This is a genomic window from Flexithrix dorotheae DSM 6795, from assembly GCF_000379765.1.
GTDB classification, from domain to species: Bacteria; Bacteroidota; Bacteroidia; order Cytophagales; family Flammeovirgaceae; genus Flexithrix; species Flexithrix dorotheae.
This window is the reverse complement of the sequence record NZ_KB903498.1, coordinates 65,442-78,849: the sequence shown is the minus strand read 5'-3', so window position 1 is coordinate 78,849 and position 13,408 is coordinate 65,442. Positions and strand designations below refer to the sequence as shown.

The 13,408-nt window shown below is 37.5% G+C and carries 6 protein-coding genes; all 6 read right to left on the bottom strand.

What is annotated here, in order from left to right; genetic code table 11:
* Positions 1 to 40: 40 nt before the first annotated feature.
* Complete coding sequence (locus A3EM_RS0136100; protein ID WP_157638251.1) at positions 41 to 1,486, bottom strand: efflux transporter outer membrane subunit; 1,446 nt, start codon at positions 1,484 to 1,486, stop codon at positions 41 to 43.
* 4 nt (positions 1,487 to 1,490) lie between these two features.
* Positions 1,491 to 4,667, bottom strand: coding sequence for an efflux RND transporter permease subunit (locus tag A3EM_RS0136095; RefSeq protein WP_020533118.1), 3,177 nt, complete (start codon positions 4,665 to 4,667; stop codon positions 1,491 to 1,493).
* Positions 4,668 to 4,755: 88 nt separating this feature from the next.
* Complete coding sequence (locus tag A3EM_RS0136090; protein WP_020533117.1) at positions 4,756 to 5,904, bottom strand: efflux RND transporter periplasmic adaptor subunit; 1,149 nt, start codon at positions 5,902 to 5,904, stop codon at positions 4,756 to 4,758.
* 657 nt (positions 5,905 to 6,561) lie between these two features.
* The gene (locus A3EM_RS0136075) at positions 6,562 to 8,280 is read right to left on the bottom strand and encodes a hypothetical protein (RefSeq protein ID WP_020533114.1); all 1,719 of its coding nucleotides are present in this window, start codon (positions 8,278 to 8,280) and stop codon (positions 6,562 to 6,564) included.
* Positions 8,281 to 8,520: 240 nt separating this feature from the next.
* Entirely contained in the window at positions 8,521 to 10,740 is a 2,220-nt protein-coding gene (gene katG, locus A3EM_RS0136070) for a catalase/peroxidase HPI (RefSeq protein ID WP_020533113.1), read from the bottom strand.
* Positions 10,741 to 10,866: 126 nt separating this feature from the next.
* On the bottom strand, positions 10,867 to 13,248 hold the full coding sequence (locus tag A3EM_RS0136065) for a MopE-related protein (protein WP_020533112.1): 2,382 nt from the start codon (positions 13,246 to 13,248) through the stop codon (positions 10,867 to 10,869).
* Between the last annotated feature and the right edge of the window lie 160 nt (positions 13,249 to 13,408).

Here is a 13,408-nt window from a genome sequence, read left to right as displayed (position 1 = left end):
TACTGATCTTTTCCAAATCGAAATCAGGAGGCTTCCCCATTTATTTCCAGCCTCCTCCCAAACTTCTGTAAAGCTCTACATTGGCTGCGAATAATTGCATTTTCACACTCTCCAAATTCAACTCACTATCTAAAGCTTCACTTTGTGCTGTTATTACTTCCAGATAACTGGCCATACCACTTTGGAATAACAAGAATGCATCTTTTACAGCTTTACTGGCCGTCTCCACCCTGTTTTGGGCTATTTCATATTCTTCTTTCAATTTTTCAATAGCCACCATCGCATTGGAAACTTCACCCATTGCCAGCAGAAATTTATCTCTGAATTCCAGTTCGGCAACTTTCTTTTGGGAAAGAGCAACTTCATAATTAGTTTTCAACCTTCTTTTTTGAAAAATAGGCTGGAAAACCAGTCCGTTTAGAAGCAAAAATCCAGAACCTGCCGGATTTAATAATTTATCAAATTGAAAGGAGTTTAAGCCTACACTTGCCCCAATATTGATGGATGGATATCTCATGGCATTAGCCACACCCACTTTTTCATAACTTTCCTGTAAATTGTATTCTGCGGCAGCTACATCCGGTCTGTTTCTTAACAGTGCCAGAGGCATCCCCACTACATAATCATCATCAAGCATATCCCATTCCAGTTCTTCAGTCTCAATTGGTTCCGGAAAACGCCCAATTAATCTGTTCAACCGGTTTTCCTGCAGAATGTATTCCCGTTCAAGCTGGGGAATTAAAGTTTGGGCACGCAAACTTTGAGATTGTGTTTGTTTAACCGCCAAAGAGGTAACCTCACCCGCATCATATTGCAATTTTACCATTTGCATGGTACTGTCATTTAGTTGCAGGTTTCGCCTAAAAACTTCCAGTTGGGACTGTAATAAAAGTAGATTTGAATAAGTTATGGCTATTTCCGCAATCAGGGAAGTCCTCACAGCTTTTTGGAACTCCATGGATTTCATGTAAGCATGAAGACTGGCCTTTTTCTGAGCCCTAAGTTTCCCCCACAAATCAAGCTCCCAGCTTAGGTCTACAGATGATTCATATTCCAACCGCTCTGTGTAAAAACTGGTTGGTGGTTTTTCCTCCCCATAGATTCTTCTGGACCGGTTGGAGCCATAGTTATTATAATTTTCTGAAAAATAATCTCTTCTTGCCTTAAATGGGGCAGCAGAAACAGAAGGAAAAAAGTTCGCCTTGGATTGCTTTAATCTCGATAAACCCATTTCCACATATTCATTTGCAATCTGCACATCAATACTATTGACCAGCGCAGAATCAATCAGGGAAATTAAAACCGGGTCATCAAAAAACTCTTTCCAGTTCAAATTGGCCATATTTACCGTATCGCTTTCCATGATATTACCAGAACCATAAAACTTTTCTGGTTCTTTAAATTCAGGTCTTTGATAGGGTTCATGTATTTTACATCCTGTGAATACCAGAAGAAATAATATCACCAGATTTTTAATCAATGTCATATCTTTAATTCTCATCTTCAAATTTCAAATTAAATCGATCATGTAAATTTTGGAAAAGGTAAGCTAAAACCGGGATGATTAATATCCCCAGGATAATTCCCGACAACATCCCTCCTGCTGTTCCGATACTTACAGATTTATTTCCCTGGGCAGAGGCACCTTCGGCAAACATTAGCGGAATTAAACCTACTGTGAAAGCCAGGGAAGTCATAATAATTGATCTGAGTCGCAGAGCACTGGCTTCTAACACGGCATCAAGTGCAGAAAGACCTGCTTTTCTCTTTTGTGCTGCAAACTCCACAATCAGAATGGCATTTTTTGCCAGTAACCCAATAAGCATAATGATCCCTACCTGTACATAAGTGTTATTGTCAATCCCAGCCAATTGAATTGCCATAAATACCCCTACAATACCTGTGGGTATGGAAAGAATTACCGCCCAAGGTAACCAAAAACTCTCGTACTGGGCTGCCAGAATAAAATAAACAAGAACAATACTCATGATGAAGATAATGGTTGACTCACCACTGGAGTTTTTCTCCTCTAAACTCATACTTGTCCACTCGTAACTCAAACTGGCTGGAAGCTTATTCGCAGCTAACGCTTCTATGACATTCATGACATCTCCCGTACTATAACCTTTTGCAGGGGTGACATTAATTTTAGCAGCGTTATACAGGTTGTAACGATTGACAGTTTCAGGGCCAAAAGCCTGGTCTAATTTTACAATAGTATTAATGGGAACCATTTCCCCATCTTTATTTTTCACGAAAATATTATTAAACTCTTTTGGATTTTCCCTAAACTGAATATCTGCTTGCATAAAAACCCCATATTGGCGACTAAATCGGTTAAAGTCACCAGCTTGTGTTTGCCCGAAATAAGATTTGATAGTAAACATCATATCTTTGATACTTACCCCAAGACTTTTAGCTTTCTCATAATCAATCACGAGCTTTGCCTGAGGAAAATTAGGGTTAAATGAGGTAAAAGCATTTTGAACTTCTGGATATTGAGAGAGCTGAGCAATAAACTCGTTCACCATTAGCCCAAATTCACCCAAATCACCACCAGTACGGTCCTGCAACATCACCTGCACACCATCAAAATCACCAAAACCCTGAACCGTAGGTCTTGGATAAACATTCACACTTGCCCCATCTATTTCTCCAAGCACTTCAGATAAATGTTTCACTACATCATCCATTTTATGAATATCTCCTCTATCAGGTCCATCTTTTAATTTGATATATGCCATACCAGATGAAGGGCTGTTAGAGTTATCTACCACATTCACTCCTGATACCGTATTTATAGAGGCTACTGCACTTTGGATTTGGAGCAGTGAATCGGCACTTCTTAAGGCCTCGTTGGTTCTATGCAGTGATGAACCCTCGGGCATTCTTAAAGACATAATCAGGAAATTATCATCTTCGGTAGGAATAAACCCGCTTGGGGTTGACTTCATTAACAATACTGTTGATACAAAAACCAGCACCAAACCTAGAATAGAGAGCCATTTATGGCGTATTGCCAATTTGATTACACTAATGTAATTTTTGGTAAAGCGGTCGAAAAAGCTGTCAAATTTTTTCAGACTTTTTTCTTTTGCGGTACTTACTTTTTGTATAGTTTTATGCTGTCGAATTTTTTCTTTAAGTCCTTTACTGGTTTTAGGTGTTTCAGTCCTGTTTTTGAAAAGTAGACGAGTGAGCACAGGCCCAAGGGTTAGGGCATTTACTGCTGAAATAATTACAGCAAAAATAATAGTGTAGGCAAACTCTCTGTAAAAAATTCCAACAGGACCTTTCATAAAGCCAATAGGAAGAAATACAGCTGCAATTACGATAGTAATTGAAATAATAGCACCTGTAATTTCGCTCATTGCCGCATTGACAGCTTCTTTTGCACCCATACCATGGTGAGTCATTTTCTCATGAATGGCTTCCATTACCACAATGGCATTATCCACCACAATTCCAATGGAAAGCACTAGTGAAAACATACTCAGTACATTCATAGAAACCCCTACCAGACTTAGGAAAAAGAAGGTACCCACCAGAGAAATTGGAATAGAGATAGCGGTAATAAGCGTAATTCTAAAATCCTGTAGGAAAATAAAAACTACCAGAAATACTAAAAGGAAAGCTTCTATGAGGGTTTGTACCACCTGGCTCATGGATTGGTCAATCTGATCTCTCACACTATAGGTGATCTCATAATCAATACCATCAGGAAATATTTTAGCTTGGTCTTCTAATATTTCCCGTACTTTATTATCAATTTCTACAGCATTAGCTCCACTCAGCTGAACAATATCTATGGTAACCGCAGGCTTGCCATCCAGTCTGTTTTCACTGGTATAGTTATCTGCACCAAATTCAATTCTGGAAATATCCCGAAGATGTAATAGAGAACCTGTTTTATCTGCCTTTACCACCAAATTTCCATATTCTTCTTCTTCGTCAAAACGTCCTTCGTGCTTCAATACAATTTCAAAAAGTTCATCAGAATTTTCACCAAATTGTCCTGGAGCAGCCTCAAAGTTTTGATCTAATATTTGCTGGTAAACGTCTTTGGGAGTAAGTTCATAAAGTGCGAGTTTATTAGGATCGAGCCAAATCCTCATGGCATAATCTCTCGAACGCAATATACTTGCTTCTGCCAGCCCTTCTATCCTTTTCAATTCCCTTCTAATATTAATTCGGGTATAGGCATTGAGGAAGGTTTCATTGTATACGCCTGTTTCACTAAAAATATTGATGGTCATTATACTACCCTTCATCCTTTTCATTACCTGTATTCCTGCTTCGTTTACCTCCTGCGGAATTTTTTGGGTTACACCAGAAATACGGTTTTGAATTTCTACAGCCGCACTATTGGGATCTGCACCCGGCTTAAAATACACTGTTACCCTGCCACGACCAGAGTTGGTAGCCGTGGAGTTGGCATAAGTCATATTTTCTGTACCGTTAATCGCCTCCTCAATAGGTAACAAAACAGATTTCGCAACTGTTTCAGCATTTGCTCCCGGATAATATACCTGCACACTGACACTAGGTGGTGCAATTTCGGGAAAACGCTCTACTGGTAAAGTCGAAATACTTACAGCTCCTGCCAATACCAGTAAAATGGAGATTACCAGTGTAAAAACTGGCCTTGATATTATATTTTCTAACATAAATAATTCCTTGTTATCATCAGTACTACAAAAAAGACAGCTTTTAACTGAATATTAAAAACTGCCTTTTTGGGAATTGAAGGGTTTATTAGTTCCCTGTTAATAGTCTGCCGCTCTGTATAGGATTGATTAAAATACCATCAGCTAACTTGTTCACACCAGAAACAACAATTCTGTCATTTGCTGACAAACTCTCGCTGTTGATAATGTAATCTTTTCCCGATCTGCCTTCGATTTCAATTTCCTTTCGGACCGTTTTGTTGTTTTCATCCAATACGAAAACAAACTTTTTATCCTGAATGGAAATAGCAGCACTTTGTGGTATAAGGATGGCATTGGGGTAGATTTGCTCCATAAGGATTTTCCCGGTATTTCCGGATCGGAGCAAAGTGTCGGGATTGTCAAACACCGCACGCAGTGTTATAGAACCCGTATTTCTATTGATCTGACCTGAATTAGCATCAATTCTGCCATGGTGATCATAAACATATCCATCAGCAAGAACAAGCTTAACATCAGGGCTTATTCTTTTAGAAGTGGAATCTTTTTTCATTCGCTCATAATATAAATGATCAGATTCACTCATGGAAAAGTATACATATACTTTACTTACATTCGATAGTATGGTTAACGGTTCTGAATTTGTGTTTTTAATCACATTTCCTTCAGATTTTGGAATTCGACCAATAAATCCGCTTACCGGTGCATTTATGGTAGTGAAGCCCAGCTTAATTTCCATGTTGGCTTCAAGAGCCTGTGCCCTGGCAAGTGAGGCCTCTGCAATTTCATAATCTGCCTGAGCCGTTTTTTGCTTTACATCCGAAATTACTTCATTATCGATAAGCGGTTGTAAGCGTTCTAACTCTGTTTTGGTTTTTTTGAGTTTTGCCCTTTCCAAAGCTACATTAGCCCGGGCATTTTTTAAATCTTCCAAATAAGGCTGGGAATTAATCTTAAATAAAGGCTGTCCTTTTTGAACAAAGTCTCCTTCATCTACATAAATTTCTTCCAGAATTCCATCAACCTGAGGACGTATTTCAACGTCTTCTATCCCTTCCACAGAACCTAAATATTGGAAGGTATTGGCTGCTAACTCTCCTTTCAGGGTTTTTACAGGGAGTGCCAGGCCGGTATCTTCTTGTACTTTTTCCTTACAACTTATAGCCAGTATAAGTGCGGAACAAAATAAAAATTGGGTTTTAATTCTAAGCTCCTTAAAAAATGGGTAGTTTTTCATTTGGAAATTATAGTTTAACGAGTTGTATTTATCTGCCAACCCACTAGGAAAATTGATGCCAATTTTCTTAATGTTATTTAATAGCCATAATAAATTAGAAATCAGTTCGTTTGCTACCTCATTTTATTGATTCCACACTCCCAATGTGTAGAAAATTTCCCCAAATTGCGGATAATGACCACCAATTTGGAAATTCGATCAGGAAATTTTCAAAAATCAGGGATTGTAAGTTAGTTTTTATGGGATCTGGAGAATTTAATGTGAAAAAATTTTAACAATTTAAAGGCAGCTGGAAAAATCCCTTTTAAAATATTAGAATCAGGGAATTTAAATCCTTTACCAGTTCAAAAAATAAGCTCATTTGCCATTGTTTTGGGGCCTTTCTCCGGATTCCTTTATTAATTATCACAAAGATTCAACCAAATCAATGGCAGAAGGTTTTTACCTGATTTTGATTATTCACTATTTCCTCAGGGAAAGGAGGCATGGTATTCCAAAGTATTCATAAAAACTAAAGATGCAGATCAAAAAATCCTTTGATAATTTCTTACGAATAAACCACCTGAGAGATAATTTTATTTAACTATATTAACCGAATATTTCAGTTACCCTTTCTACATATTTTTATTTTACCCTATTTTATCAAATCAAAAAAATTCAGTTTAATTGCAATATGTAATTAAATGGAGTATAGCCGGTAATGTAAACACTTTCTCCTTTCTGCTTGGGCAACATTCCTCTGATCTGTGCCCATTTATGTTCCGCTTTTCCAGGGCCAAAGTTGATGGAGTGATTTCCATGTGTATATTTCCCAAAACCGCTTTCCAGGAAATAAGCATTGGGCGATCCGGGAATTGTTGTGACTCCTTTTAGCTCCCCTCCATCTCTGAAACTGAGCTCCATGGAAACCGGAACATTTTTGGTTCCATCAATCTGGATATCTACTATAGCCTGACCAACCTTTTCACTGATCTCTATTTTATAATTCATTTTCTGAACTTCACTCATTTTCCGCTGGGGTCTGCCATCCATATCCATATCAGCATCAGGAATCTCCCCTTCAGGATAGGGTTGAAAATAACCATGTACTTGTGACATGGTAAGAATAATTTTATTGCCTTCCGTTTTTGCTTCCTGAGAAGTAAATTGGCCCCTCCATCCAAAAAATGCCGCAGCAATTCTGATGGATTGCAAAACAGCACTTCCTACCATCATTGTCATGAATGTAGGGTTTCCTTCAATCACGGAGAGATCTGTTATACCATTCCTTATTCTGAAAACTCCTGAATGTTTAAATCGCTTGAAATACTGATCTGGAATTTTTGAAGCAGTCACCAGTTCATTTTCAAAAATCGGGTCTTCCAAAAGTTCCGAAATGTACCGTGTGATTTTCTCAGGCATTTCCTGTTCAATTAAGGCGCAGACAGCTGCATAGGTGGGATTTTTATCCATTAATGCAAAGTACCTGTAAGCATAATAATAATTACTCACATAACCTATTTTTGCATTGTCCTGCCTATTGGAGGCATCTGTCAGGACTTCCCCTCCAGGCTGAATATAATAAAGGGTCATATCCAGGTTTTTCCGTACAACCTCCAACAAGTCCGGTCTGTTCAATAATTTGCCCAAAGTCAGGAACATATCATCACAAACCGGGGAATAAATACTTACACTTTGCTCAGTATATTGCCCGTCTGGATCCTGGTCAATCCCTTCACTCAACCATTCATCAATTCTGGAAAGCAATTTTGGATCTGGAAAAAATGAATTTACCCAGGCAAGAGCCGAACAAACCACCCACCGGTGATTTGGGGTATGAATTCCACCTATTGCCAGGCACTTTGCAGTATTTCCTAAAAAGACACTCATATTTTCCAGAAAACCTGCCAGACCAGCTTGGTCCATCTCTTTAAGCACCTTATAAATTGGACTTAGGTAATTCACCACAAATGCGGTGTCTGGGGTAGAATGAAAATTGGTACTATACAAATCAATTGTACCATCTTCATATTGCACATTACACAGGCATTTGGCAGCCATTTCCAGTGGCTTTTCCAGTCTTTTATCCTGGAAGTAATCCGAATAGGGAGATGCATATGAATTCCCCAGCCGAACAATTAAACCATAAGTAGAATGTGCATTTGGTATGTCGTAGGCATTGCTCAAACCTCCATGCCAGGGACTGTTCGGATCATTTATTTGCATTTCTAATAAATGCTCTATGTGTTTATCATTTAGCTCAGAGAGTTTTTGGAGTATCTCTGGTTTACTATTTTTATTGGAGAAGCCATTTGCTAAATAATATCCCTGGGGAAAAGTAAATGCGGTGGCTACCAGGCTTGTTTGTTTAATAAAGTTTCTTCTCGCTTTTTTCATTTACTTGTTTCAGTCAGTTAAGTAGTTGGTCATAATTAAATGTACTCAATTGTGCCTTTCATTAGAGATTTAGAAAAGCCTTACAACCTTTCAATTTACAAATTAAAATGACTTAAGACAGTACAATTTGCCCAAAATGGAAATTAAAACTCCAACACAAAAAAAAGACAACCCCGCTGAGGAGTTGCCTTTTTTATTGTCATAAATTTATTTAGGATCAATTCATCTCCAAACCATTTATTAAAGATCAAACCGGTCAAGTTCCATTACTTTAGCCCAGGCAGCCACAAAGTCTTTTACAAACTTTTCCTGTCCATCTGAACAACCGTAAACCTCAGCTAAAGCCCTCAGCTCTGAATTTGAACCAAAAATCAAATCTACCCTGGTTCCGGTCCATTTCACTTCCCCGGTTCTCCTGTCTCTTCCTTCAAATACATTCTGTGCATCTGAATTCGCTGACCAGGTTATACCCAAATCAAGAATATTTAGGAAAAAATCATTGGTCAGTGATTCCGGTTTTTGGGTAAATACTCCGTGTTCCGATTTGTCATAATTCGTATTCAATACGCGCATTCCCCCAAGAAGAACAGTCATTTCTGGTGCAGTAAGGGTTAATAATTGAGCTTTGTCTACCAACATTTCCTCAGCCGATGCCCGGTGTTTCGGTTGAAAATAATTTCTAAAACCATCCGCTGCAGGTTCCAATGCACCAAAAGATTCCACATCAGTTTGTTCCTGAGTAGCATCTGCACGACCAGGCGTGAAAGGAACTGTTACCTTTTGACCAGCATTTTCAGCTGCCTTTTCTACTCCTGCGCAACCAGCCAGAACGATTAAGTCGGCCATGGAAACTTCCTTTCCAAAGTCTTTTTGAATGCCCTCCAGGATTTGCAATACTTTCTCCAACTGGGCAGGATTATTTACCTCCCAATCTTTTTGTGGAGCAAGCCTAATTCGGCTTCCATTTGCACCACCTCGTTTGTCAGAGCCCCGGAAAGTAGAAGCAGAAGCCCAGGCTGTACCCACCAGTTCAGATACAGATAAACCAGAATCCAAAATTTTTGATTTTAGTGTGGCAACATCCTGATCATTGATCAATTCATGAGTAACTTTAGGAATAGGATCCTGCCAGATTAATTCTTCTTCGGGAACCTCAGGACCAAGGAAAAGTGAGGCTGGTCCCATATCTCTGTGAGTTAATTTATACCAGGCTTTGGCAAATGCATCTGCAAATTCATCAGGATTTTCGTAAAAATGTCTTGAGATGGGTTCGTAAACAGGATCCATCCTTAAAGCAAGGTCAGTAGTAAGCATGAAAGGGGCATGGCTTTTTGAGGAATCAAAAGCATCGGGAATAGTCCCAGCTCCTTCCCCATTTTTAGGTTTCCACTGATGTGCTCCTGCAGGGCTTTTAGTCAATTCCCAGTCATATTTAAATAAATTCTCAAAAAAGCTATTGCTCCATTTGGTTGGGGTAGAAGTCCATGCCCCTTCCAGACCACTTGTGATTGTGTCACCGGCATTTCCACTTCCATATGTATTTTTCCAACCTAAACTTTGTTCTTCAATACCAGCTCCTGCAGGTTCAGCAGCTACATACTTCACAGGGTCTGCTGCACCATGGGTTTTACCAAATGTATGACCACCAGCAATTAAAGCTACTGTTTCGTAATCATTCATGGCCATTCGTCCAAAGGTTTCTCTGATGTCCTTTGCTGCACCCAAAGGATCAGGTTGTCCTTTTGGACCTTCAGGGTTCACATAAATTAATCCCATATGTGATGCCCCAAGAGGATTTTCCAACTCTCTTTCTCCACTATATCTCTCCTTATCTCCTAACCATTCTCCTTCTGAACCCCAGTAAATATCCTCTTCCGGCTCCCAAACATCTTCTCGCCCTCCGGCAAATCCATAAGTTTTAAAACCCATGGACTCCAGAGCACAGTTTCCGGCAAGAATCATGAGATCAGCCCAGGAAAGTTTCTTTCCATATTTTTGTTTTACCGGCCATAGCAGTAATCTGGCTTTATCCAGATTGGCATTGTCAGGCCAACTATTCAAAGGGGCAAATCTTTGAGTGCCTGATCCTCCCCCTCCTCTTCCATCGGCAATCCTGTAAGTACCGGCACTGTGCCATGCCATCCGGATAAAGAAAGGTCCATAATGTCCGTAATCGGCAGGCCACCAATCCTGGGATTTGGTCATCAGTTCAAAAAGATCTTTTTTTACAGCTTTCAGGTCCAACTTCTTGAATTCTTCCGCATAGTTAAAATCTTCACCCATCGGGTTGACTAAAGAGGAATGTTGACGAAGAATATTCAGGTTCAATTGATTTGGCCACCAGTCCCGATTTCTGGTGCCTCCACCTGCGCTTTGATTATAAGTACCGTGATGGAAAGGGCATTTACCCTCACTGTTCATATCAAATACCTTCGTGTCCGAATTGTTATTACCTGCCATAATTAATAGATTTTAATTGTTTATTGTTTCAGAGTCTAATTTACAATTTTATTTGTATAGTTGTTATCTATAATTATTATTTAACTATAAGGTAAATTTATAATAGAAACCGCTTTATTTGAACTATTATTCTTTAAGCACTTTCCATAGTACAGATCCTTGATTTGTATTTAAAAAAAATTGGTAAATTCCACAAGAAAGGTCTGAAAAATCCAATTGGACATTAGTTTCACTAAAATTACTAAATTCTCCATGTTTTAATAAACGACCTAATAGATCAAAAACCTGAAAGCTTAAAATTTGAGTTCCCTCTTCAAAGTTTATGTTGACTTTATTTTTTATTGGATTGGGGTAGACTTCAACAATTCCAGCGAAATCTATATTTTTTAATCCTGTAACTGCATTAATTTCAATTCTAATTTTTTCTCCAACTAATAAGGATACTTGGAGAGAATTTTCTTTGGAAATCTCTACCTCAGAATTTAATAAATCAACTGGTATGCCTTTATAATCAGCTTTCAAATAATACTTATTATCTAATAATCCCTTGAATAAAAATTTGCCATCATCATCTGTGGTAGAAAAGCCTATTACTTTTTTAGAATTAATGGGAAATAAAAATACTGGGACATTGGGGATTGGAGTACCTTTTTCTTCTGTATTGGTAATGATTCTTCCACCTGAGTTACCCTCTTTTAATAAGGCTAATCCTTCAATTTTACCACTACCATTTAAGTCATCGGCTATCTCAATAAGATTTATTGAATAAGTTAAACTACTATCCAGAGTGATGATTTCTGCCTCAGATTGTAAAGGCGAATCACCAGAATAGGTAGTTAAAAGATTAGGATAATTTCCAAAGTCTGGGATAACTTTAATAAAATATGTTCCTGTTTCTAGACTATCAAATACCAAATCACCAGTTTCATTCAGTTGCTTTTCTTTTAGTAATAAATTTTCATCGCTTTGGGATTTATATAGAATAATTTTAGTTTTTGTAATTGGTTGTTTATTAAAAGTTTTTACTTCAATTTTCAGAGCAACTCTTTTTTGTTCAATTATTCCATCACAATTTTCATCTATCCCATTCCCAACTATTTTTGGAGCACCTGGATAAATATCTTTATTTGCATCATCACAATCTGTATTATCTAATACATAATTATCAGGCTGAATACCTGCTACCAAACTATCAGCTTGATTGCCATACCCATCTCCATCCTTATCAGCATACCAGACTTTTTCATCAACTCCATCACAATTTTCATCTATCCCATTCCCAACTATTTTTGGAGCACCTGGATAAATATCTTTATTTGCATCATCACAATCNGTATTATCTAATACATAATTATCAGGCTGAATACCTGCTACNAAACTATCAGCTTGATTGCCATACCCATCTCCATCCTTNTCAGCATACCAGACTTTTTCATCAACTCCATCACAATTTTCATCTATCCCATTCCCAACTATTTTTGGAGCACCTGGATAAATATCTTTATTTGCATCATCACAATCGGTATTATCTAATACATAATTATCAGGCTGAATACCTGCTACTAAACTATCAGCTTGATTGCCATACCCATCTCCATCCTTATCAGCATACCAGACTTTTTCATCAACTCCATCACAATTTTCATCTATCCCATTGCCTACTATATCAGTTGCTCCTGGATGAATATCTTTGTTAGTATCATCACAATCGGTATTATCTGAAACAAAATCAACAGGTTGTGCAGCGGAAATCAGACTATCCGTAGTGTTTCCATACCCATCTCCATCCTTGTCGGCATACCAGACAGGCGTATTGTAAACTCCACAATCGTAACTATATCTCGCTAAAGTATCTATTTTCCAAATTTCTGGAGAAGGAATAAACCCATTATCAACTTGTATGCAGGTTAATTTGAAACACCTGGTTGCAACTACTGAAGTAAAGTTCTTATTGTTACCATTAGCTAAATTTATAGAGGAAAAACCATTTCCGAAACAACTTAAAACTTTTAGCTTCGGGTTTTTAGATATATCTAAATCACTCAAACCATTAATAGCACATTCCAGATATTCTAAAGCTAAATTATTTGATAAGTCTAAACTTGAAATCAAATTATAATGGCATGTTAATTCTTTTAGAGCCTGATTTTTTGAGATATCAAGACTTTCAAGATGATTAAAAGAACAGTCTAATATTTCTAATGCTTCATTTTTTGAAAGATCAATACTCTTGAGTTCATTAATAGAACAATCTAATTTTGTTAAGGCAGAAAATGCTTCTATTCCTGTAAGATCCTTAACCTTGTTTTCAAAACTGGTCCTAACCTCAATGGATCCAGTATATGTTTTTGCTTCGCTTACTTGAATTTCTGTATCTCCATTCGTATTTATGTCAGGATTACTTATCAGAATGGCTTTAAAATTAGAGTCAGGAATATTTACTATTTGAGCATAAGATTTCAAGACAATAGAAATTGCCAGAAGTGAAAAAAGTAGTATTTTTTTCATCACTGAAAAATGGGTTTTTGGATAAAAAGTAGATTTATTAGTTAGTAAAAAATCTGGATTCCAAATATTAGGTCTTAATAAATATTCGTATAAATTAAATAATAAGTTTCAAAAAAAGTAAAATACTTTTAATTTTTAATTTCTTTTTTTATTCATCCCT

Coding starts and splice junctions, on each gene's coding strand:
- A3EM_RS0136100 (WP_157638251.1), bottom strand. CDS start 1,486: ATGACATTGATTAAAAATCTGGTGATATTATTTCTTCTGGTATTCACA.
- A3EM_RS0136095 (WP_020533118.1), bottom strand. CDS start 4,667: ATGTTAGAAAATATAATATCAAGGCCAGTTTTTACACTGGTAATCTCC.
- A3EM_RS0136090 (WP_020533117.1), bottom strand. CDS start 5,904: ATGAAAAACTACCCATTTTTTAAGGAGCTTAGAATTAAAACCCAATTT.
- A3EM_RS0136075 (WP_020533114.1), bottom strand. CDS start 8,280: ATGAAAAAAGCGAGAAGAAACTTTATTAAACAAACAAGCCTGGTAGCC.
- katG (WP_020533113.1), bottom strand. CDS start 10,740: ATGGCAGGTAATAACAATTCGGACACGAAGGTATTTGATATGAACAGT.